Annotated in this window: 17 protein-coding genes and 1 pseudogene; 10 read left to right on the top strand and 8 right to left on the bottom strand. The window is 70.2% G+C overall.

What is annotated here, in order from left to right; all coding sequences use genetic code 11:
* Nucleotides 1-293: 293 nt before the first annotated feature.
* Together ACWCPM_RS18605 and ACWCPM_RS18610 are read right to left on the bottom strand one after the other, a co-directional pair.
* Nucleotides 294-497, bottom strand: coding sequence for a cold-shock protein (locus ACWCPM_RS18605; RefSeq protein WP_386644927.1), 204 nt, complete (start codon nt 495-497; stop codon nt 294-296).
* A 194-nt stretch (nt 498-691) separates the two neighbouring features.
* A pseudogene (locus tag ACWCPM_RS18610) lies at nt 692-845 on the bottom strand (tRNA (adenosine(37)-N6)-threonylcarbamoyltransferase complex transferase subunit TsaD); the annotation flags it as partial.
* Nucleotides 846-926: 81 nt separating this feature from the next.
* On the opposite strand from ACWCPM_RS18610, the gene cbiE reads away from it, so the two are divergent.
* Nucleotides 927-2,201, top strand: a complete 1,275-nt coding sequence (gene cbiE, locus ACWCPM_RS18615; RefSeq protein ID WP_450977277.1) for a precorrin-6y C5,15-methyltransferase (decarboxylating) subunit CbiE — start codon at nt 927-929, stop codon at nt 2,199-2,201.
* Nucleotides 2,202-2,332: 131 nt separating this feature from the next.
* Here cbiE and ACWCPM_RS18620 read toward each other — a convergent pair whose 3' ends face one another.
* Nucleotides 2,333-2,806, bottom strand: coding sequence for a nuclear transport factor 2 family protein (locus tag ACWCPM_RS18620; RefSeq protein WP_450977278.1), 474 nt, complete (start codon nt 2,804-2,806; stop codon nt 2,333-2,335).
* A gap of 136 nt (nt 2,807-2,942) precedes the next feature.
* Between ACWCPM_RS18620 and ACWCPM_RS18625 the strand changes: the two genes are divergently transcribed.
* The gene (locus ACWCPM_RS18625; RefSeq protein WP_450977279.1) at nt 2,943-3,710 is read left to right on the top strand and encodes a cobalt-precorrin-6A reductase; all 768 of its coding nucleotides are present in this window, start codon (nt 2,943-2,945) and stop codon (nt 3,708-3,710) included.
* Between the two features lie 253 nt (nt 3,711-3,963).
* Here the strand turns inward: ACWCPM_RS18625 and ACWCPM_RS18630 are convergent, their stop codons facing one another.
* On the bottom strand, nt 3,964-4,596 hold the full coding sequence (locus tag ACWCPM_RS18630) for a precorrin-8X methylmutase (protein ID WP_450977280.1): 633 nt from the start codon (nt 4,594-4,596) through the stop codon (nt 3,964-3,966).
* Nucleotides 4,597-5,111: 515 nt separating this feature from the next.
* Here ACWCPM_RS18630 and ACWCPM_RS18635 point away from each other — a divergent pair.
* Nucleotides 5,112-5,753, top strand: coding sequence for a superoxide dismutase (locus ACWCPM_RS18635; RefSeq protein ID WP_450977281.1), 642 nt, complete (start codon nt 5,112-5,114; stop codon nt 5,751-5,753).
* 427 nt (nt 5,754-6,180) lie between these two features.
* Here the strand turns inward: ACWCPM_RS18635 and ACWCPM_RS18640 are convergent, their stop codons facing one another.
* The 3 genes from ACWCPM_RS18640 to ACWCPM_RS18650 form a co-directional block, all read right to left on the bottom strand.
* Nucleotides 6,181-6,723, bottom strand: a complete 543-nt coding sequence (locus ACWCPM_RS18640) for a DUF1707 SHOCT-like domain-containing protein (protein ID WP_450977282.1) — start codon at nt 6,721-6,723, stop codon at nt 6,181-6,183.
* Between the two features lie 144 nt (nt 6,724-6,867).
* Nucleotides 6,868-7,533: a maleylpyruvate isomerase family mycothiol-dependent enzyme gene (locus tag ACWCPM_RS18645; RefSeq protein WP_450977283.1), complete on the bottom strand. Its 666-nt coding sequence runs from the start codon at nt 7,531-7,533 to the stop codon at nt 6,868-6,870.
* Nucleotides 7,534-7,799: 266 nt separating this feature from the next.
* Entirely contained in the window at nt 7,800-8,807 is a 1,008-nt protein-coding gene (locus ACWCPM_RS18650) for an ArsR/SmtB family transcription factor (protein ID WP_450977284.1), read from the bottom strand.
* Between the two features lie 60 nt (nt 8,808-8,867).
* On the opposite strand from ACWCPM_RS18650, the gene ACWCPM_RS18655 reads away from it, so the two are divergent.
* The 3 genes from ACWCPM_RS18655 (at nt 8,868) to ACWCPM_RS18665 (ending at nt 15,396) form a co-directional block, all read left to right on the top strand.
* Entirely contained in the window at nt 8,868-10,046 is a 1,179-nt protein-coding gene (locus tag ACWCPM_RS18655; protein WP_450977285.1) for an MFS transporter, read from the top strand.
* Between the two features lie 360 nt (nt 10,047-10,406).
* Nucleotides 10,407-13,247, top strand: coding sequence for a carbohydrate-binding protein (locus ACWCPM_RS18660; protein ID WP_450977286.1), 2,841 nt, complete (start codon nt 10,407-10,409; stop codon nt 13,245-13,247).
* 4 nt (nt 13,248-13,251) lie between these two features.
* A complete protein-coding gene (locus tag ACWCPM_RS18665) occupies nt 13,252-15,396 on the top strand; it encodes a ThuA domain-containing protein (RefSeq protein WP_450977287.1) in 2,145 nt (714 codons plus the stop codon).
* Between the two features lie 174 nt (nt 15,397-15,570).
* Here ACWCPM_RS18665 and ACWCPM_RS18670 read toward each other — a convergent pair whose 3' ends face one another.
* A complete protein-coding gene (locus ACWCPM_RS18670; RefSeq protein ID WP_450977288.1) occupies nt 15,571-16,221 on the bottom strand; it encodes an FMN-dependent NADH-azoreductase in 651 nt (216 codons plus the stop codon).
* A gap of 144 nt (nt 16,222-16,365) precedes the next feature.
* Here ACWCPM_RS18670 and ACWCPM_RS18675 point away from each other — a divergent pair, with 144 nt between their 5' ends.
* From ACWCPM_RS18675 to ACWCPM_RS18690, 4 genes are all read left to right on the top strand, one after another.
* Nucleotides 16,366-17,034, top strand: a complete 669-nt coding sequence (locus tag ACWCPM_RS18675) for a nitroreductase (protein WP_450977295.1) — start codon at nt 16,366-16,368, stop codon at nt 17,032-17,034.
* 439 nt (nt 17,035-17,473) lie between these two features.
* Complete coding sequence (locus tag ACWCPM_RS18680) at nt 17,474-18,247, top strand: hypothetical protein (RefSeq protein WP_450977289.1); 774 nt, start codon at nt 17,474-17,476, stop codon at nt 18,245-18,247.
* An 801-nt stretch (nt 18,248-19,048) separates the two neighbouring features.
* On the top strand, nt 19,049-20,131 hold the full coding sequence (locus ACWCPM_RS18685; protein WP_450977290.1) for an alpha/beta hydrolase: 1,083 nt from the start codon (nt 19,049-19,051) through the stop codon (nt 20,129-20,131).
* A 429-nt stretch (nt 20,132-20,560) separates the two neighbouring features.
* Complete coding sequence (locus tag ACWCPM_RS18690) at nt 20,561-21,319, top strand: thioesterase II family protein (RefSeq protein WP_450977296.1); 759 nt, start codon at nt 20,561-20,563, stop codon at nt 21,317-21,319.
* Nucleotides 21,320-21,980: the final 661 nt, after the last annotated feature.

Consider the following 21,980-nt stretch of genomic DNA (forward strand, 5'->3'; position numbering starts at 1 on the left):
TCACGCGTATGCCCGCGATGGACCGCCTCACGCGGGGTCCTCGGTGGAAAGCGAAGCGTTTTCAGAAGCGTGGCGAGTCCACGACAGCCCTTGAGGCTGCGGAAGGAGCCGAAGGAGCTCAAGGAGCCGAAGCAGCCCAAGGAGCCGCAGGCCCGTCCCCTTGGAACCGGCCGAGGGTGAAGCGTGCAGCTCGACATGCGTGCGAGTGATGCGCGGGCCGGCGGTGCAGGAACACCGATCGTCCAGTGGGCTACCCAATCCGTAACCCACTGGACGTTACCGCGTGTCGCGTGTCAGCCGCGGACGATGTTCTGGGCCTGCGGGCCCTTCTGTCCTTGGCCGATCTCGAAGGTGACGTGCTCGCCTTCCGTGAGCTCCCGGTAGCCGTTGCCCTGGATCTCGGAGTAGTGGGCGAAGACGTCCGGGCCCCCGCCGTCCTGGGCGATGAACCCGAATCCCTTCTCGGAGTTGAACCACTTCACGGTGCCGCTGGCCATCTGCAAGTCCTCTGTCATGCCCGGGAACAGCCCCACACGGGCATGCTCCGGCTCTCGACGATCGAGTGCCGAGATTCGTTCTACCCCAGACCACCCCGATCATCCGACCAGCGACGCGGACCTTCTCGCAATCGAGACGCGATCATCGCGCCGCAGTCCCCCCACAGCCTCGGCTACGGGCCTGAAGCCCGGGGGGAGAAGGCGTACGGATCATCGCGCGGAGCGGTCAGCGGGCGCGGGAGGGCGACGGCACGCGGAGCTCCCGAGCTCGCGGTCCGGTCGCCGGGCCGGACCGCCCGGGTACGGCGGCCCGAAGACCCGCGCGACCTTGTCGAAGCATCGCCCTGCCCGAGGACGCGCTGATCGTCGCCCAGTAGAGTGCGCCGGAGTCGCCCCGCCAACCGCCCCCGGATCCCGAGGTGTCGAGCTGTGACCTCCGCACGTCCAGCACTCCCCGGTGCCGCCGTGACCGCCGTCGGTATCGGGGCCGACGGCTGGGACGGCATAGCGGACGTTTCGCGCACCGCCCTCCGCGAGGCTGAGGTCTTGATCGGCGGTCCACGTCAGCTGGACCTGCTGCCACCGCAGTGCGGCGGGGAGCGGATCGTCTGGCCTTCGCCCCTACGCCCCGCGGTCGCCGGCCTCCTCGCGGCGCACGCCGGCCGCCGGATCGCGGTACTGGCGAGCGGGGACCCCATGTTCTACGGCATCGGGCGCGCGCTCGCCGAGGAGGTCCAGGAGGCGGGCACCCTGCGAATCCTGCCTCACCCTTCCTCCGTCTCCTACGCAGCCGCCCGCCTCGGCTGGCCACTGGAGGACGTCGAAGTAGTCACGCTCGTCGGCCGCCCCACCGCCCGCCTCGCGGCGGCCCTGCACGACGGCCGGAGACTGCTCGTCCTCAGCGCCGACGCGACCACGCCCGGCGACGTCGCCCGCTTGCTGCGGGACCGGGGCTTCGGCCCGAGCCGGATGCGGATCCTGGAACAACTCGGCGGTCCCGGGGAACGCACACTGCGGGAGACCACGGCCGACGAGTGGCCGGACGCGCGGCAGCCCGGCGACCCGCTCAACATCGTCGCCGTCGACTGCCGTCGCGCCCCCGACACGCTCCGCCTCGGCGCGGTGCCCGGCCTCCCGGACCAGTCGTACGAGCACGACGGCCAGCTCACGAAGCGACACGTCCGCGCCGCCACGCTCGGCCTCCTGGCGCCCGGTCCCGGTGAACTCCTGTGGGACATCGGCGGCGGGTCCGGCTCGATCGCCATCGAGTGGATGCGCGCCCATCCGTCGTGCCGCGCGGTCGCCGTCGAGCGCGACCCGGTCCGCTCCGCACGCATCACCGCCAACGCCGATCGGCTCGGTGTTCCGGGTCTGCGGGTCGTCACGGGTTCCGCGCCCGCCGTGCTGGCCGAACTGTCCTCACCCGACGCCGTGTTCGTCGGCGGCGGGCTCACCGCGCCTGGTCTCCTCGACGCCTGCTGGGAGGCGCTTCCCGCCGGTGGGCGGCTGGTCGCCAACACCGTGACGCTGGAGTCCGAGGCGCTGCTCGCGGACGCCTACCACCGCCGCGGCGGCGAGCTGATGCGGCTCGCCGTCGCGCATGCCGTGCCCGTGGGGGGCTTCACCGGGTGGCGACAGGCCATGCCGGTCACCCAGTGGGCCGTGCAGAAGTCCTTCAACACCTCTGCGCGAGCAGGCGGATGACGTGTCGAGGTGCTGTCGCCGGACGGACTTCTGTACTGCGGCAGCTTTGACGGGCTCCCGCAGTACGGATCACTCCAGAATGCCCCGCCCACGTCGCTCTCCTGTGCCTCGCGCCAGAGCTGGGGGCGGGCTCACGTCTCGGCTGCTCCCTCGAGCCGCTCGGTCGGTCCGGCGAAGGCCAGATACAACGAGCGCGAACTGAGCAGCCAACGACCGTCCACCTCGCGGAACGAGTCCTCGTAGTGGCCGACCTGCGTCGGGGCACGAGGCGGCACGAGACCGCCGTGATGTCCGTCGACACGGTAGGTCGTGAAGTACGTGGTCGCGGAGGCTGTCGCCTCGGACGTGACGGTGACCAGGATGTTCGTGCATATCCGGCGAGAGAGCCGGTCCGCCGGCCGACCGGCGAAATACGAACGCAGCGCGTCACGGCCCTGGATCCGACGGTCGCCCTCCGCCCACTCCCAGAACCCGTCGTCCGTGAAGAGATCGGCCACGTCGCCAGGGTCACCGAGATCGAGCTTGTGCACGAACTCGACGATGAGGCGTTCGCATGCCCGCTCGGCAAGCAGAAGGTCTGTGCGATCCCATGCTTCAGTGTCCATCCCCATGTCGTATCAGGACGATCAAGTACACGGCGACAGCTTTCTCCACGCCGAGTCCTCCGGTGTGCTTGCCTTGGACCCCGCGGCACCCTGCGGCACCCTGCGTCTCGCTGCTCATGATCGGATCCGGACCCTCATGCACGTACTGATACTCGGAGGCACCGCGGAAGCCCGCCGTCTGGCCGAACTGCTCCACCCCCGGACCCCCGGCCTGGAGTTGACAACCTCTCTCGCCGGGCGGGTGAGCCATCCCCGGCTTCCTCCGGGCGGGACCAGGATCGGCGGATTCGGCGGGGTGGCGGCTCTGACCGCGTGGCTGGGCGACCACCGGGTGGACGCCCTCATCGACGCCACCCACCCCTTCGCCGGGAGGATGAGCTTCCACGCGGCCCGCGCCGCTGCCACCGCCCAGGTGCCCCTGCTCGCGCTGCGGCGCCCCGGCTGGGTTCCGGTGCCGGGCGACGTCTGGCACGAGACCGGCTCCCTGGAGGAAGCCGCGGCACTGCTCCCCGCGGTCGGCCGACGCGTCTTCCTCACCACGGGCAGCCTGGGCCTGGCCGCCTTCGCCGACCTGGACGAACTGTGGTTCCTCGTACGGGCCGTGGACGCGCCCCGGACCCGTTGCCCGGCAAGTGCGGAGGTGCTCCTCGACCGTGGCCCCTTCACCCTCGACGGCGAGCGTGAACTGCTGCGCCGCCACCGCATCGACGTACTCGTGACCAAGGACAGCGGCGGGGCCGCGACGGCACCGAAGCTCACAGCGGCGCGGGAAGCGGGGCTGCCGGTGGTCGTGGTCCGTCGACCGCCGGTTCCCCAGGGGGTACGGGTGGTGGGCGAGCCGGAAGAAGCGGCCCGGTGGACAGAGGAACTGCTCCACTCCCGTGGGTTCCCGGACGGCGGTTGAAGGCCGGCACGCCGAGGGGGAAGGCCGGCCTCTCCGGGGGCCGCGCTGGTCCCGCGCCACCCTGACCGGCGTGACCGGCGTGACCGGCGTGACCGGCGTGACCCGTGATCGGTGTCGGTCAGGGCGTGGCGCTGTCATGCCCGAGCAGGGCGCCCATTCGGGTCGCGGGCGGGCGGCGCGCCGCCCGCGGCGAACGCGCGTCGCGTCCCGAGCGTCAGCCGTTACCGTCACCCCGCAGGTGACTTCGCCTCGTTCACTCCTTCTCGTCGGCGATCGCGTTGAGCGCCGCGGCGGCGATGGCACTGCCGCCCCGGCGGCCCCGTACCACCAGATACTCCAGGCCGGATGTGTTCGCGGCCAGGGCCTCCTTCGACTCGGCAGCACCGACGAATCCGACCGGGACACCGATGACGGCAGCCGGCCGTGGCGCGCCCCCCTGGATCATCTCCAGCAACCGGAACAGAGCGGTGGGCGCGTTGCCGACGGCGACGACCGAACCCTCCAGGCGATCGCGCCACAACTCCATCGCTGCGGCGCTGCGCGTGGTCCCGAGCTTCGCGGCCAGCTCGGGAACAGCGGGGTCGGACAGCGTGCAGATCACGTCGTTGTCGGCGGGCAGCCGCTTGCGTGTCACTCCGCTCGCCACCATCCGCACGTCGGTGAAGACAGGAGCGCCCGCGCGCAGGGCCTCACGGGCGCGGGTCACGACGGCGGGCGAGTAGGCAAGGTCCTGTACGAGGTCGACCATCCCGCAGGCGTGGATCATCCGTACCGCGACCTGACTGACGTCGGGCGGCAGGCCCGTGAGGTTTGCCTCCGCGCGAATGGTGGCGAAGGACTGGCGGTAGATGGCCGCGCCGTCCTTCTCGTAGGCGTACGTGGTCACAGGTGTTCTCGCTGCTCTTGGTCGGGACAGGGCCCGTGCGGCTCCTGTCGTGATCGCCGACAGGGGGTGGCCGGTGGGGAAGGGCCGCGCGGAGGTGTCGGAATCGGGCCCGGTGACAGAGAGGAGCGGAGGACGGCCGACGGCATGGCGGTGAGCATACCCACGAGCTCACCTGCCGTATTACCCACCCATGTTCAGCGCCCCTTACCAGGCGCGGGAACTCCTGCCCTCCGACACCGACCTGCTGAGGGCGCCCCGTCCTCCGGCCGAAGGCCCGTCGGTCCCCGCGTTCCCCTGGGGTGATGCCCCGTCACGGCAGCGCCAGGGAAGCCGCCGCACCCAGGGCGTCACCCACGGCCCGCCCCCTCGCCATCCGCGGCCCGCCACCTGCGGCTGACCACCCTGGCCTGCGACACGACAGAGGACCTGGGCCCCATGCCTGATCGAAAACCCCTCGCTCTTGCTGTTAGCGTGCAGCTGCACATCATTCGCATGAACGTCGGAGGACGTTGGACATGGCGGTTTACACGCTCCCGGAACTTCCGTACGACTACTCGTCGCTCGCTCCCGTGATCAGCCCCGAGATCATCGAGCTGCACCACGACAAGCACCACGCGGCATACGTGAAGGGCGCGAACGACACGCTCGAGCAGCTCGCCGAGGCGCGGGACAAGGAGTCGTGGGGCTCGATCAACGGCTTGGAGAAGAACCTGGCCTTCCACCTCTCCGGCCACATCCTGCACTCCATCTACTGGCACAACATGACCGGGGACGGCGGCGGCGAGCCCCTGGAGAACGACGGCGTCGGTGAACTGGCGGGCGCGATCGCCGAGTCCTTCGGTTCCTTCGCCGCCTTCAAGGCGCAGCTGACCAAGGCGTCCGCCACGACGCAGGGGTCCGGCTGGGGCGTTCTCGCCTACGAGCCGCTGAGCGGCCGACTGATCGTCGAGCAGGTCTACGACCACCAGGGCAACGTCGGCCAGGGCTCCACCCCGATCCTCGTCTTCGACGCCTGGGAGCACGCCTTCTACCTCCAGTACAAGAACCAGAAGGTCGACTTCATCGAGGCCATGTGGCAGGTCGTCAACTGGCAGGACGTCGCCAGGCGCTACGCCGCGGCCAAGGAGCGCGGCGACAGCCTTCTGCTCGCACCGTGACGGCGTAACAGGCCGTGGATGTCCTGCTCGTGACCGTCTTCTCCACGTTCACCGGCAGGCGGCTGGACGAAGGGCTCCCGCAAGGACGTGACGTGCGGGGGCCCTTCGGTGTGCGATGCGCTCCGCCTGGACGACCGCGACGGTCGCCGGTGAATCCGGACAGACCGACTGGTCGACTCGTGTGCGGCCGGTGAGGCCACCCCGGCAACGCACCGATGGTGAATCAGGCGACGCTCACCCATGCGGTTGTTGGGCAGCCTGTTCATCACTGTCCAGCCTGTGTGCGGATCGGCAAGGGGCCGACCGCGGCAAATGACCTCGACTTGCTCATGTACTGATGCCGCCCGACGCGTGACAACCCGGCGCCGGCTTCCGAGCGACGACGAAGGAGCGCCGGAGGCAGCTGCTGCTGGTGGCGGGCGGAGCCTCAGCGCCGCGCGTGGCGGATCTTCAACCGCCCGAACCCCATGGTTCCGGAAATCCGCACCCTCGGGCCGTCCGCGCGGGAGCGCCGGGAAGGCTTGTAGAGCGTGTCCTTCCACCCGGTGTGCAGGGCCTCGACGTCGACGATCGCGTCGCGCGGCACCGTGATCTTGGCGTTGCCGGTGCCGAGTTGCAGCTCGATGTCCACCACCGGATGCTCGATGACGGCCCGTGACAGATCGAGATGCACCCTTCCGAACGCGGACGCCACCTTGAGGCTCCGAGGTACCCGCCACCTGCCGCGCCGCCGGATCCGTCCGCCGGCGGCGCCGATCGTGGTGGTGGCGGCAGCCTTCTCCTCCGGAAGCGAGGCCATGGCCGACGCGAGTTCGCCGTGTGTCCTGACGGTGAGCGCCTGGTGGAGGCGTTCGTCCAGATCCTCGTGCGAGATGTGCCCTTCGGCGTAGGCCTCCTGCAAGCGTCGCACGGCCGTGTCGCGGTCGGCTTCGCTGAGCAGCGGCGGCCGGTCGTCCGGCAGAGCGGTCACCGCTTCATACTGCCATGTCCACGATCCGACCGCGCCGAACTCCGCAGCGGGCATCCCCTGCCACGTGGCGACCGACCAGGGGGCGGCCTCGCCCGATCGAGGTCCGCGACCGGACAAGGCCGTTCAGCCCGGCGCTCAGCACGGTCACGCCGCCGCGCAGCGTCCGCGGAGGAGTTCCACTCCGTCCCCCCGGAGATCGTCGCAGGAGGTCGCGCGCCCGGTCATCGCCATCACCAGGGCCAAGGTGGGACCGGAGACGAGTGGCCCGGAACCGGTCGTGAACGGGCCGTCGTCCGCCACGAGTCGCAACCCGCCGATACGTCCCTTCGCGAGGACCACGAGGTCCGAACCGCGGTAGTACTCAGCCACCAGCGTGACCACTTCGATCGGGTAGGCGCGACGGATGCCCAGCGGACGCCGGATGTCTTCTCCGTGCACGACGGCCTCGCCCAGCATGGCGACGGCGGGCAAGGGCGGCTTGGTCGTGCTGGGGACCGTGCGGCGGAATCGCTCCAGCGTCTCGGCCGGGGTCGCGCCGAGCTGCTCCGCCAGCCGCATGGCCACCTGTCTGTCGAAGTCGAACCGGCAGCGGAACACACCGGCCATCCACCGCAGGGCGTTGAGGTTCGCAGCGGCGGTGAGGTGCGCCAGCACCTCGCGCACCGTCAACCCGGAGCACAGCGACGACGTCGCCCACTGCTCGTCGGTCAGGTCCGCGAGATCGGTCGCGAGCGCCGTTCGCTCGGCGTGGACCAGGGGCCACACCTCTGGGCCGCGACTGCGCTTGCCGGTCGGTTCAGGATCAGTCATGCGGGAGATTCTCCTGTCAGGGACGGCGCTGCCCGGGCCGCAACGCGTGACGTCCGCCACGGGCGCTCAAGGAGAAGACCGTGTCCGTGGAGCAAAGTCATCGTCCCTGACCGCACTTTGTGCTTCTGGGCGTCATCGCAGATCCGGCCGTGCAGGGCAAGGACCGCCGCGCGCTCTCCTGCAGCAGGGCACACGCGCCGGGGGAGGGGCATGGCAGTGATCGTCCCAGGGGAAGGTGGCCGCGGGACGGTGCCCCGCGCGGCGCGTCACTCCGCGGTGACCGAGGCAGGAAGCCCTGACCGGCCGTGCCGGACCGCCTCGACCAGCGAGTCGCCCGTCTCGCTGCGGTAGTACAGCACCGACCGCCCCGCGCGTCGCCGCCGGACCAGTTCCGCGTCCAGCAGCACCTTCAGGTGTCGTCCCACCGAGCCCAGTGCCAGCCCGGTCAGGGCCACCAGCTGCGAGGTGCTCATCGGGGTGCCCAGGAGTACGAGGATCCGGGCCCGTCCCGCACCGAGCAGGGCGCGCAGCGCCTGGGGTGCCGGACGGGCCTCCTCCCCGGTCAGCACGCCCGAGCACGGATACATCACGGCGTACCGGTGGGGCTCGTCCCAGGTCACCCAGCCGCGGCGTGGGGTGACGGGGACGAACAGGAGTTGTGCGCCGGAGATGTCGCGGGGCGGATTGTCGTGGGCGTTGATCTGCAGTCGGCCCTCACCCAGCCAGCGGGTGCGGGGGCGCAGGGCGTCGAGTGCGGTGGCCCACCCGCCGTCGCCCAACTGCCTGGTGCGGGCGACGACATCGGCCTCGAGGACGCGCCGGCGCCTTTCCCAGTCCGGAAGCACCGTCCGGGTCCACACCCACTCCAGCACGGCGGCCGAGCGTTCGGGGAGGTCGTCGCGGCGCAGCGCGTGGGGAAGGGAGCCGCTGCCCAGGGCGGTCCTCAGGTCCGCGCGGGCGGTCGCGGGCGAGACGGTCCGGATGCGGTGCAGTTCCTCGTCGATGAGCGGGACGCCGTCGCCCACCGGAGCGGGGATCAGGAAGTCGGCGATCCAGCTGTACCGGAACCCGGCCCGCACCACGGCCGCCGCGACCGGGTCCCGTGCCAGTCGTTCGCGATAGGCCGGCAGATGGGCCGTCAACCACTTCTCCTGCACAGGGTGGGAGGCCACTGCCTCCTCCAGGTCGACCAGGGCGGCAACCGCCTCGGCCAAGGGGGAGATCACGAATCGACTGCGCGCCAGGGTGTCCGCATCGAGCAGCCACAGTCCCATTGTTTCGCCTCCCTGCGAAACATTAGCGCCGCCCCAGCGGCCCTTCGGACACTTCCCGTCATGCGCACCTACCAAGAGCTCTTCCGCACACCGGAGTTCACCTCGCTCTTCGCCACCAGCGCCTTGTCGGTGGCTGCCTCGACGGTGAGCGGGTTGGCCCTGGGCACCCTGGTCCACTCCGCCACCGGGTCCCCGCTGCTGTCCGCCCTCGCCATGTTCGGGCCCTCCCTTGCCCAGGTCGTCGGCGCGGCCACGCTGCTGTCGGCCGCGGACCGGCTCCGCCCGCGCGCCGCCATGACCGGCCTCGCTCTGATCTTCGCGGTGGCCACCGGCGTCCAGGCCGTTCCGGGGCTGCCGGTGTGGGCCGTCTTCGCGGTCCTGGCGGCCGAAGGTCTGATCGCCTCGGTGGGCGGGGGAGTCCGCTTCGGCCTGCTCAACGAGATCCTCACCAAGGACGGCTTTCTGCTGGGCCGCTCGGTGCTCAACATGGCCGTGGGCACCCTTCAGATCTGCGGCTACGCCCTCGGCGGGGTCCTCGTCGCCCTGCTGTCGCCGCGGGGCGCGCTGCTCGTCGGCGCGCTGCTCCATGTGGCCGCCGCTGCCGCCACCCGGCTCGGGCTCACCGACCGCCCGCCCCGCGCCGTCGGCCGTCCGTCGGCCGCCGCCACCTGGCGCGTCAACGCCCGTCTGTGGTCGTCCACGCCCCGCCGCTACGTCTACCTGGCGCTGTGGGTCCCGAACGGACTCGTCGTGGGCTGCGAGTCGCTGTACGTCTCCTATGCTCCCGGGTACGCGGGGCTGCTCTTCGCCTGCGCCGCCCTCGGCATGCTCGTCGGCGACACGCTCGCCGGACGCTTTCTCCCGCCGCGGTGGCGTGAGCGCCTCGGCGCCCCGCTGCGGTTGCTGCTCGCCGCCCCTTACCTGGTGTTCTTCCTGGAGCCGGGACCGTCCGTCGCGCTGGTCGCCGTGACCCTGGCCTCCGTCGGCTTCGCGGCGAGCCTCCTGCTCCAGGAGCGCCTGATGCGGCTGACCCCCGACGAGCTGAGCGGCCAGGCCCTCGGCCTGCACTCCTCCGGCATGCTCACCCTGCAGGGCGTCGGTGCCCTGCTCGCGGGCACGATCGCCGAACTCACCACACCCGGGACGGCGATGACGGTCATGGCTGCGGCTTCCGTCGCCGTGACCCTGGTGCTCGCGCCAGGGCTACGGGGACACCCGCCGGTCGTCGCCACCGCATGAGACCCGGGGCGTCAGCCGGACGACGGCGTCCTCGGGCACCGGGGCGGCCGGCGTGTCCGCGTCCATTGCCGTCAGCCCCGTCAGCCCCGTCAGCTCCGTCAGCTCCGTCAGCCCCGTCGGCACCGCTCCGAGGCGATGCGGAACGGGACATGCCGGAGAGCCACCGCTGACCCCCGAATATTGACAGAGCCTTGACAAATACAGCGCGTGCCGCCACTGTGCAAATAACTCGCAGAGCAGCACAATCTTTCGTACGAGCCGCGCAATATCTCTGCAGAAGAGCACCGCTGATCCATGCGGCAAGCGCGGCCGGCGCGCGCCTGCCTGACTTCCCCCACCGTCAGGAAGGAAAGCTCTGTCATGTCTCAGCGCCCTGGAGCGGGGCTACGATGGCTCACCGCACTGGCCTTGATCCTTGCCGCCGCCGTCACCGTGCCCCCACGTGCGGCAGCCGCCCCGGCGGACCTCCCGCCCTCCGACTACCAGCAGGTACAACTCGCCACGGGCGCCGCCGAACTGGGTGAACCCATGTCGCTGGCCGTGCTGCCCGACCGCTCCGTGCTGCACACGGCGCGCGACGGCACGATCCGCCTTACCGACGCCGCGGGCAACACCAAGCAGGCCGGGAAACTGGACGTCTACACACACGACGAGGAAGGACTCCAGGGCGTGGCGGTCGACCCCGCCTTCGCCACCAACCGCTACGTCTACCTCTACTACTCCCCGAAGCTGAACACTCCGGCGGGCGACGCCCCGACCACGGGCAGCGCCGCCGACTTCGAGGTCTGGAAGGGCCACCTCAACCTGTCGCGGTTCACGCTGCGCAGCGACGGCACCTTGGACCTGGCCGGGGAGAAGGTCGTCCTCGAAGTACCCAACGACCGCGGCCAGTGCTGCCACGTCGGCGGCGACATCGACTTCGACGCGGCCGGGAACCTCTACCTGAGCACCGGCGACGACACCAACCCGTTCGACTCCTCCGGATACGCGCCGATCGACGAACGCACCAACCGCAACCCGCAGTTCGACGCCCAGCGCAGCTCGGGCAACACCAACGACCTGCGCGGCAAGGTCCTGCGGATCAAGCCGACCGCCGCCGGGGGCTACACCGTCCCCGCCGGGAACCTCTTCGCCCCGGGCACCGCGAACACCCGGCCCGAGATCTACGCGATGGGCTTCCGCAACCCGTTCCGGCTCTCCGTCGACCGGCCCTCCGGCACGGTCTACCTCGGCGACTACGGTCCTGACGCCGGCGGCACCGACCCCAACCGGGGACCGGGCGGCCAGGTCGAGTTCAACCGCATCACCTCGCCCGGCAACTACGGCTGGCCGTACTGCACAGGGACGAACACCACGAACGAGGTCTACAACGAGTACACGTTCCCGAGCGGCCCGTCCGCCGGGAAGTACAATTGCGCGGGCGGCCCCACGAACAACTCGCTGCGCAACACCGGCCTCGCCCAGTTGCCGGCCGCCAAGCCCAGCTGGATCAAGTACGGTCTGGACGGCTCGCCGCCCGAGTTCGGCGGCGGCTCGGAGTCCCCGATGGGCGGCGAGGTCTACCGCTACGACCCGAACTCGACCTCCACCGTCAAGTTCCCCCAGTCCCTCGACGGCCGCTTCTTCGCCGCCGAGTACGGCCGCCAGTGGATCAAGGCGATCGAGGTCAAGAGCGACGGCTCGTACGGCACCATCGAGGACGTCCCCTGGAACGGCACCCAGGTGATGGACACCGACTTCGGCCCCGACGGTGCGCTGTACGTCCTGGACTACGGCACCGGCGGCAACAACGCGGGTCTGTACCGCATCGAGTACCTCGGCGGCAGCAACCGCAACCCGATCGCCCAGGCGTCCGCGGACCGCACCTCTGGCGCCCTGCCGCTGACCGTGCGGTTCTCCTCGCAGGGCAGCGCCGACCCCGAGGGCGGGGCGCTGAGCTACTCCTGGAACTTCGGTGACGGCGCGACGTCGACACAGGCCAACCCCAGCCACACGTACACCACCGCGGGCACCTATCGCCCCACTCTGACGGTCCGTGATCCACAGGGTCTGACGGGAACCGCCAGCCTGGTCGTCACCGCGGGCAACACCGCGCCGACGGTGACCCTGCAACAGCCGCTGGACGGGCAGTTGTTCTCCTTCGGGGACACCGTGCCCTTCAGGGTGCAGGTCAGCGACCCCGAGGACGGCACGATCGACTGCTCGAAGGTGAAGGTCACCTATCTCATCGGCCATGACAGCCACACCCACGCCATCACCTCCTCCAACGGCTGCCAGGGCAGCATCCTCGTCCCGGAGGACGGCGAGCACGACAGCGCCGCGAACCTCTACGGCGTCTTCGACGCCGAGTACACCGACAAGGACGGCCTGACCACGCACTCGGTGCGCACCCTGCAACCCCGCCATCGCCAGGGCGAGCACTACGGTGCCCAGTCCGGAATCCAGACCGCCGACCATGGCACCGCCGAGGGCGGCAGGACGGTCGGCTTCACCGACGACGGCGACTGGATCTCGTTCAAGCCCTATGTCCTCGCGGGCGCCACGAAGTTCACCGCCCGGGTGTCCTCCGGGGGAACGGGCGGGAGGATCGAGGTGCGCGCGGGTTCCGCCACCGGGAGCCTGCTCGGCACCGCGACCGTCCCGGTGACCGGGGGTTGGGACACCTTCACCGACGTCTCCGCCAACCTCTCCGGCCCGCCCTCCGGCACCAGCGAACTGTTCCTGGTCTTCCGCGGCCCCACCGGCCAGGGCAACCTGTTCGACGTCGACGCCTTCACCCTGGGCACCGGCTCCACCACGACCACGCCGTGGGAGGCGGAGTCGTACGGCACCGCCTCGGGTGTCCAGGCCGCCCCGCACGGCGCGGCCAGCGGCGGACTCACCCTGGGCTACATCGACAACGGCGACTGGGCGGGCTACGCCTCCGTCTCCACCGCGGGCGCCACCTCGGTCTCCGCCCGTGTCTCCTCCGCGGGCGCCGGCGGCACCCTCCAGTTCCGCTCCGGATCACAGAACGGACCGTTGCTCGGCTCGGTCACGGTGCCGGTGACCGGCAGCTGGGAGACGTTCACCACCGTCAACGCCACGCTCAACGGCACGGGAACGGGCCCGCTGTTCCTCACCTTCACCGGAGGTTCCGGCAGCCTCTTCGACGTCGACACCTTCACGCTCTCCTCCCCGACGACACGGAAGAAGGGGTGATGTCATGACCAGCTTCATACGGCGCTTACGCCTCGGCGGCGCGGTCCTGATCCTGGCCCTGCTGGGCGCCCTGATCGTCCCGGCGGGCACGGCGCACGCGGCCTCGTTCGAGATCCTGGTGTTCACCAGGACCGCCGGATTCCGGCACGACGCGATCCCGGCCGGCATCGACGCCCTGCGTACCCTCGGCCAGCAGAACGACTTCACGGTCACGGCCACCGAGGACGCCGGCGCCTTCACGGCCGGCAACCTCGCGAACTACGAGGCGGTGGTGTTCCTCAACACCACCGGTGACGTCCTCAACTCCGCCCAGCAGACCGCCCTGCAGTCCTACGTCGACTCCGGCGGCGGCTACCTCGGCGTGCACGCGGCGGCCGACACCGAGTACGACTGGCCCTACTACGGCCAGCTCGTCGGCGCCTGGTTCCAGAGTCACCCCGCCATCCAGCGGGCCGTGATCAGGAACGAGGACCGGAGCCACCCCGCCACCTCCCACCTCGGAGCCACCTGGACCCGGACCGACGAGTGGTACAACTACCGGGCCAACCCGCGTCCCAGGGTGCGTGTCCTGCAGACCCTGGACGAAAGCAGCTACAGCGGCGGTTCGATGGGCGCCGACCACCCCATCACCTGGTGCCACAGCCAGGGCCAGGGCCGGTCCTTCTACACCGGGCTCGGGCACACCGTCGAGTCCTACGCCGACCCGGCCTTCCGCTCCCTGCTGCTGGGCGGGGTGCGGTACGCGGCCGGGCAGGTCGCGGCGAACTGCTCGGTCCCGGCCGGCCCCGTACAGGTGGAGGCCGAGTCGTACACCTCCGGTTCCGGCGTCCAGGTGGCCGCGCACGCGCCCGCCAGCGGCGGCCGGACCCTCGGCTACATCGACAACGGCGACTGGGCCGGCTACTCGTCCGTCTCCACGGCCGGGGCGAGGACCTTCACGGCGAAGGTGTCGTCCGCGGGCGCGGGCGGCACCATCGAGGTCCGCTCCGGATCGGCCACGGGTACCGTGCTCGGCTCGGTGGCGGTGCCGGTGACCGGTGGCTGGGAGACCTTCACGACCGTCACGACGACCCTGACGGGCTCCGCCTCCGGACCGCTCTTCCTGAGATTCACCGGCGGCAGCGGTGCCCTGTTCGACATCGACACGTTCAGTCTCGGCGCCGAGCCCCACACCGCCCCCCTCTCCGACGACGTGCATCTCTTCTACTACCCGTGGTACGGAAGCCCGGCGGTCAACGGCGGCTGGCGGCACTGGCAGCAGGGCGGCCGTACCCCGCCCGACGACGTCGGCGCCGACTTCTACCCGGCACTCGGCCCGTACGACTCGGGTGACTACGAGGGCGCCGTCGCCCGGCACATGGAGTGGGTCGCCCGTTCGGGCGCCGGCGTGATCGTCTACAGCTGGTGGGGCCGGGACAGCTACGAGGACCGGCTCGTGAGGGGCGTGCTCGACGCGGCGCACGAGCAGGGCATCGAGGTGGCCTGGCACCTGGAGCCGTACGCGGGCCGCAGCGCTGCCTCGACGGTCGCCGACATCGAGTACATCAACCGCACCTACGGCGGCCACCCGGCCTTCCACCGCTCGTCGGAACACGGCGACAAGAGCGCCTTCTATGTGTTCCAGAGCCTGGACATCACCGACTGGGCGCCGCTGGACCAGGTCACCGACACCAGCATCGTCCTGGCCCAGACCACCGACACCAGCAAGATCGCCCACTTCTCCGGCATGTACACCTACGACGGCATCGCGGGGGCGACCGCGCCCGGCTGGAAGAACGCGGGCGACCACGCCCGTGCCAACGGCCTGATCTGGGCCCCGTCCGTCGCGCCCGGGTACCTCGACGACCGGGCGGTACCCGGCAACTCCACGCCCACCGTGGAGCGGGCGAACGGCGCGGCCTACGACAGGCAGTGGAACAACGCCCTCGACCCGGCGATCGGCGGTTCACCGACGTGGGTGTCGGTGACCTCCTTCAACGAGTGGCACGAGGGCAGTTCCATCGAGCCCGCCGACTCGGCACCGCCGGGCGGCTTCGGCTACCTGACGTACGCCGGGGCCTACGGCCTGCACGGACAGGCAGCGGAGACGGCCTACCTGGACCGAACGGCGTACTGGGCGAGTCGCTTCCGGACGGCTCCCTGGCGCTGAGCGGCCGAGTCCCTTGCACCCGTCAGGGCGTCCGACCGGCGTGTGCCGGTCGGATGCCCTGACCGCACCACCCGGCCCACGCCAGACCACGCACGACCCGTCCGGGACCACCTTGAGATGCTTCCGCCCGGTCGCTGGACCGACGTCGGTGGGTGGCCCCGCACGGTGCGTGGCCTACAGGGCCAGTTTGCCGGCGATTTCCTTGGCCTTCGCCGTCGCGTCTGCGAAGGCGCGTTCGCGGGAGGCCTCGTAGAGCGGGACCAGGTCGGACATGGCCGGGTTGCGCGGTGCCATGGTCAGCTCCGGGACGATGAAGTCGAGGTCCAGGCCCAGGGCGTTCTTGAGGACGGCCTCCAGGTAGTTCTGGACGAACTCGAACCCCTCGCGCGGCGTACCGGGCGCGTAGGAGCCGCCGCGGCTGGCGACGACGACCACCGGGGTGCCCTGGGCCGAGGGTGTGTCTCCGACGGTGCGGCCGAGCAGGTAGACGTTGTCGATCCAGGCTTTGAGGGTCGACGGGATGCCGAAGTTGTACATGGGCGCGCCGATCAGGACGGCGTCCGCCTGCTCCAACTCCTCGATGAGCGCGGCTCGTACGGCGTACGCGGCGGCCTGTTCCGCGCTGTGCCCGGACGGCGCGACGCTGCCGGCGGACCAGGCTTCGGCGGTGATGTGGGGCACGGGGTGGGCGGCCAGGTCGCGGTAGACGACCGTGCCGTTCGGGTGCTGCTCCTCCCATGCCTCGCGGAAGGCGGCCGTGACCGAACGGGACGTGGACATCTCGCCGGAGAACAGGGACGAGTCGATGTGCAGAAGGGTGGCCATGGACCTCTCCGAAGGTGGCGCCCTGGGCCGGTGCCGAGGGCTGCTCGGGCTCAACTGACAACAGTTATACATGAGATCGTCGCGAGTGATACGGTTGCAGTCGTAACGACGATGTCCGTGCGAGTCGAACGGGAGATGTTGTTCGTGGATGTCTATGAGGCGGTAGCGAGCCGACGGGCAGTACGCAGCTTCACTGATCGTCCCGTCTCCAGACAGACGCTGGAACGCGTGCTGTCGACCGCGGCCTGGGCGCCCTCCGGGTCGAACATCCAGCCGTGGAACGCCTATGTGCTCACCGACGGCCCACTGAAGGAACTCAAGCGGCGCGCCGGCGAACGCCTGGCGTCCGGCGACGCCTGGGACGAGCCGGAGTACGACCAATACCCGCCCGCGATGAAGTCGCCCTACACCGAACGCCGATCGGCCTTCGGTAATCAGCGCTACGGCGCGCTCGGGATCCCGCGCGAGGACCTGGAGGCGCGCCAGAGGGCCGCATCCGCGAACTGGGAGTGCTTCGGCGCTCCCGCGGCCCTGTTCTGCTACATCGACCGCACCCTCGGGCGACCGCAATGGTCCGATGTTGGCATGTTCCTGCAAAACGTCATGCTGTTGCTGCGCACCGAAGGGCTGCACAGCTGCACGCAGATGGCGTGGGCGAAGTTCCACAGGACCGTCGCGGAGATCGTGTCCCCACCGGACGAACTGATGCTCTTCTGCGGCATGTCGATCGGATTCGAGGACCCGTCGGCACGCGACGCCCGTACGGGGCGCGCGCCGCTCGGGGAGACGGTCACCTTCATCGACTGCCTCTGAGCCCGACCCTCGACACCGGGCCGCCGCCCGGCTGCGACGAGTGGGCAGGCCGGCTGACGGTCCTGCCCACGTCGTAGCGGGGCGAGCGAGCTCGCACAGACGAAGGTGATTCGGCCGTGCGGGAACTCCTCGACCTTGTCGATCCTGGGGAACAGCGTCCTTCAGATGGCGACGCGAAACCGTACGCCAGGCCCGCCACGAGTGCGACGCGGCGATCACGACGGCCAGGACGATGCCGGCCGTCAGACTGCCGAGCACCCCTTGGAGCAGCGCGGCTGCCCAGGCGCTCGCGTCCTCCGCCATGTCAGGGTTGCTCAGACCAGGTCCGGGCCCGGGCAGGTGGGGACAGGGCTCTTGGCTCGGTTGAACTCGATCCTCGCCCCTGCAACCAGTGCGGCATCGCGCGAGTCTCCTCTCATGACGGGGAGTGGAGGCGCAGGTGGATGAGCGCGAGTCCTTGCTGAACAGCGACCCGGACGAGCACAGGTCTCCTCTGGGTTGGAAGGCCCTGGCCGTCGTCATGTCCGCCGTGGTGTGGATGGCGTTCGGGCCGCTCGGCCCGCTCTGGGTCTATGTCCTCGGCTGGGCGCTGGCGCTCGCTGCGGCGGAGGCCGTCTTCCGGCTGGCACGCCGCCGAGGCCGGGCTTGGGTCGGTCGGCCGCCCACCCCGGGACGCCTCGCGGCGGCACTGCTGGGGCTCGGGCCGCAATCGCGGTTGCTGGACCCGCGTTGGGCCAGAACTCGGCTGGCTGCCGGGGGGTTTCTGCTGTTCGCCACCATTGCGGGGGCCATGGGATGGAATGCCGCGCAGGACTACCGGATGCTGGCGGCACTCCGCGATCACGGCCATAGGACCGACGCGACCGTGGTTGAGATCGTCAGCCGCTCGGACGGCGGCATGGCAACCACCGTGAACGCGCGTTTCGGCACACCCTCCGGCCCGGTTCGCGCGGATGTCGAGGTCGCGAGCGGTTCCGCGATCGACGCGGAGCCAGGGGCGCAGATACCCGTCGTGTACAACCCGGCGGCTCCCGCCGAAGTCATCCATGTCGAATATCTCGACGGACGCCAAGTCGACGGAATTCGGCAGGGTTCCATAGTGATAGGCCTGCTCGGGGTGGGCTTTCTGGTGGGGGCCGCTTGGGAGGCGGTGCGTGCCAGGCGGCAAAAGGATGGAGGCAGGGCGCCGGACGTCCGTCTTCCCAAGACCTGAACAGGCGCACTCGACGCGTCAGCCCTTTCCTGCGGGTCTGGCGATCTAGCGGTCTGCCGGACGCCAGTGCATTCCTGGGGCCTCGTACAAGGGGCGTGCTGCCTCTACTCGTACTCGCCCAGCAGGTCTTCGATCAGAGCTTTGGCGAGTTCCTGCCAACCGTCGAGACACGTCGGCCACCGGGAGGGCGAGGTGCCTCCGCCGGGCCGACCGCTTCAGCGTACGTGACCCCGGCCGCCGGCCGCCGAGGCGCAGCGCGGCGAAGAAGCCGACCAGGCGCCGACCGCGTGCTCGTAGGAAGCCGCCCACGCAGGAGACGGCGACGAGGAGATTCCGCGCCCTGCGTCAACCGTGACAGCGCCGTCACCAGCGACGATGCCCTGCACCTGGCGAACCGACTTCCCGGAAAGGAATCTTCCCCTGTCACAACTCGCCGAGGTGATTTGTCCATGCAGGTGAAAGAACCGTCACGGGGATAGGAGATCGATGTGCATTCCCGTCCTGACCTCGGGAAATTCCGCACGACCACATTCCTGAAGCCCATCCGTTCAGAGGCCGGGCTCGGCCCGGGATCGACGCTGTCGGCCGTATTACAGGAACTGGTGGAGATCCACGCCGGGTGAACCCGGCCTGCACCATTCCCCTCGTCGGCATCGTGGCGGTGTCCAGGACTCCACGCTGAATCCGCGGCTCTCCAGGCTGCCGACTCCGCCTGATATCGAAATCAGCGCTTCTTGACCTTCGGAACATTGCGGTGCCATCGACGCGCCGTGCCACCCAGAAACTGACCAGGAGACGCTCATGTACTCGATCGCCAAGCGCGGCATGAACCGGAAGACCGCCCTCGCTGTTGTCCTGCCCCTCGTCCTGGGGACGTTCGCCGCCACCGGCGCACCTGCCGCTCACGCCGAGTCGGACGATGCGCCGAAGTGGCCGCTGGTCCTGGAGCGTGACGCCAAGGTGTTCTCCGACGCCGCGGCCAAGACCCCGCCCATCTACACCCTGTCGCCCGCCGACGCCCGCAAGGCCCTGGCCGACGCGCAGTCCGGACCGATCGACAAGCTGCCGGCCGACATCAGCCATCGCACCCTCAAGGTCGGACCGACCGGCAAGGTCGACATCCGGATCGTCCGGCCCAAGGGGGTCACCGGCAAGCTCCCCGCGGTCATGTACGTGCACGGTGGCGGCTGGGTCCTGGGCGACGAGAACACGCACGACCGGCTGGTGCGGCAGATCGCGAACGGCGCCCGCGCAGCGGTGATCTTCGTCAACTACACCCCTTCGCCCGAAGCCCGCTTCCCCGTCGCGATAGAGCAGGCCTACGCCGCCACCAAGTGGGTGGCCAAGCACGGCAACAAGATCAATGTCGACGGCTCCCGGCTCGCCATCGCCGGCGACAGCGTCGGTGGCAACATGACCGCCGCCGTCACTCTCATGGCCAAGCGGCGCGGCGGCCCGGAGCTCGACTCGCAGGTGCTCATGTACCCGGTCACCAACGCCGACTTCAACACCGACTCGTACCGCACCTTCGCCAACGGCCCCTGGCTCACCCGCAAGGCGATGCAGTGGTTCTGGGACAACTACGCGCCGAACAAGAAGGACCGCAAGAACATCCTCGCGTCGCCGCTGCGGGCCAGTACGCATCAGCTCAAGGGCCTGCCCAAGGCGCTGCTCATCACGGACGAGGGCGACGTGCTGCGCGACGAGGGCGAGGCATACGCCGACAAGCTCCGTGCCGCCGGCAACGACATCACCACCGTCCGTTACCAGGGTGCCATCCATGACTTCGCCATGCTCAACGCCGTAGCCAAGACCAACGCCGCCAAGGCCGCCGTCAAGCAGGTCAACGAGTTCCTCTACAACGATCTGCACGGTCGTTCCTGAACCACTTCGGCGGCTCGGGAGAGCAGCGCGAGTGTGGGGGCGATCTGATCAGGTCGTGATCGATCCGATCAGATCGCCCCCCTACGCATGTACTGATGCCGGTCCTGGTCCCGGTCCTGTACGCATGGCAGTCCTCGGGATTCGGGGATCCCTCGAACCTGTCCGTGAATTCGTCGTGTACGGCATGGGTCTCCGCGGGGTCCGGTGGGCGACGGTGTTCGGTCGCGTGAGTGCGGGCACCGGCGAGGAGAGGCAGCGGCGCAGCGCCCCCGCACAGGGACCTGCCACGGCACCTGTACGGTCTGGGCTGTTGCCCCTTCTTGCGTCACGGGATCCGTGCCGGTGGTGCCCGAGCGGCCGACAGGCCGGTGCGCCGGTCTGCGTGAGTGCTTCAACACGATGAGGATGAGTAGAACAGTGATGAGCGGTATGGCCGGTGAAGCGCCGGCATCGCCATGGTTCCGCCGGATTCGCGGGGCCCGGACGCCGCGGTTGCGCATCGTCTGCTTCCCGCATGCCGGGGGCGCTGCCAGCTTCTTCCGGTCCTGGGCCTCGTTGGTGCCCGAGGACGTGGAAGTCCTGGCAGTGCGGTACCCGGGGCGGGAGGACCGGCTCTTCGAGACGCCGGCCGACCGTATGGAGGCGTTGGCGGATCCGCTCGCGGACGCGTGCGCGAGCCTGGCCGGCGGTCCGCTGGTGCTCTTCGGCCACAGCATGGGCGCCAGCGTGGCGTTCGAGGTGGCGGCGCGACTGGCGAGGGCGCCAGGCCCTGTCGGCCCCGCGGCGTTGTTCGTCTCCGGCAGGGCAGGACCGGGCCGGCAGAAGTCCCGGGGCCTCGCCGACGCCACCGACGCGGAACTGGTCGAGAACCTCGTCGCGATGAGGGGCATGACCGCACAGGCCCTCGCGGACGAGGAATTGCGCGACCTTCTGCTTCCGGCGGTACGTGCCGACTACCGTCTCATCGAGCGCTACACGACGTCCGTGGCGACGCCGGTCCTGGACGTCCCCGTCGTCGCCTACTACGGGGACGCGGACGAGGAGATCGGTGAGGGCGAGGTGAGCGCCTGGTCCTCGGTGACGCGGTCGGCCTTCACCGTCCGCGCCTTCCCGGGCGGCCACTTCTATCTCGAAGAGCAAGCGGCGTCCGTGGTCGCCGACCTGTTCGCTCAACTGGACCGTCGATGACGGTCATGTCGGGGCCTGCCGGACCGTAGGCCGGACCGGCCGCCGGCCGGCCGCGAGGGGGCTGGAGCGAGGTACGGGGGAGGGGTCCGGCCCGACAGCGCACCGTCGGGCCGGCCTTGTGCCAGCGCTCATGACCGGGCTCGTGGCTTGCCAAGCCGGTGGAAGTCCCGCAACCGGGCAGGCGGCGTGCGTGTCTTGGCGGCTTCGGGCCGACCCAGGGGCGCACGGGTATGCCCCGCCCGGCCCGCTGTCCGAGGCGGAGTCGCAGTCGCACGCCTGGGCCCTGGCAGTCAGCTCTGCCCAGCCCGTCGGTTGCGGCGGCCGGCACGGCTGGGATGCCGCGGCGCCGCACCAGCTCCGCGGCCACGAGTGGCGACTTCGCCGGGTCACCTTGGCAATGCTCGTGCGCGCTTCCTGGCTTTCCGACGCCGCCTCAAGCGTTCTCCGAGTTCCTGCGCCGCAATCAGAGCCACGGCGCCGACGGCGCAGGCCGAGAAGTCCATGGGCTCCCCGAGGACTTTGCCGAGGATCCAGAACCCTCCGGCTGTCAGGATCCACCATGTGGCATAGACGGCCGCGGCTTGTGCCCACGTGCGCTGACGACTCATGATCCAAAGCTAGCTTCCCAGTTCTGGCGCGGACACGCGGGGCGGCGCCGACG

The organism is Streptomyces sp. NPDC002309, assembly GCF_053593375.1.

Bases quoted from the DNA above. Each gene is read 5' to 3' on its own strand.
- ACWCPM_RS18625 (WP_450977279.1), top strand. From the start codon at position 2,943: ATGCACGTACTGATACTCGGAGGCACCGCGGAAGCCCGCCGTCTGGCC.
- ACWCPM_RS18670 (WP_450977288.1), bottom strand. From the start codon at position 16,221: ATGGCCACCCTTCTGCACATCGACTCGTCCCTGTTCTCCGGCGAGATG.
- ACWCPM_RS18660 (WP_450977286.1), top strand. From the start codon at position 10,407: ATGTCTCAGCGCCCTGGAGCGGGGCTACGATGGCTCACCGCACTGGCC.
- ACWCPM_RS18620 (WP_450977278.1), bottom strand. From the start codon at position 2,806: ATGGACACTGAAGCATGGGATCGCACAGACCTTCTGCTTGCCGAGCGG.
- ACWCPM_RS18605 (WP_386644927.1), bottom strand. From the start codon at position 497: ATGGCCAGCGGCACCGTGAAGTGGTTCAACTCCGAGAAGGGATTCGGG.
- ACWCPM_RS18635 (WP_450977281.1), top strand. From the start codon at position 5,112: ATGGCGGTTTACACGCTCCCGGAACTTCCGTACGACTACTCGTCGCTC.
- ACWCPM_RS18665 (WP_450977287.1), top strand. From the start codon at position 13,252: ATGACCAGCTTCATACGGCGCTTACGCCTCGGCGGCGCGGTCCTGATC.
- ACWCPM_RS18690 (WP_450977296.1), top strand. From the start codon at position 20,561: ATGGCCGGTGAAGCGCCGGCATCGCCATGGTTCCGCCGGATTCGCGGG.
- ACWCPM_RS18645 (WP_450977283.1), bottom strand. From the start codon at position 7,533: ATGACTGATCCTGAACCGACCGGCAAGCGCAGTCGCGGCCCAGAGGTG.
- ACWCPM_RS18650 (WP_450977284.1), bottom strand. From the start codon at position 8,807: ATGGGACTGTGGCTGCTCGATGCGGACACCCTGGCGCGCAGTCGATTC.
- ACWCPM_RS18685 (WP_450977290.1), top strand. From the start codon at position 19,049: ATGTACTCGATCGCCAAGCGCGGCATGAACCGGAAGACCGCCCTCGCT.
- ACWCPM_RS18655 (WP_450977285.1), top strand. From the start codon at position 8,868: ATGCGCACCTACCAAGAGCTCTTCCGCACACCGGAGTTCACCTCGCTC.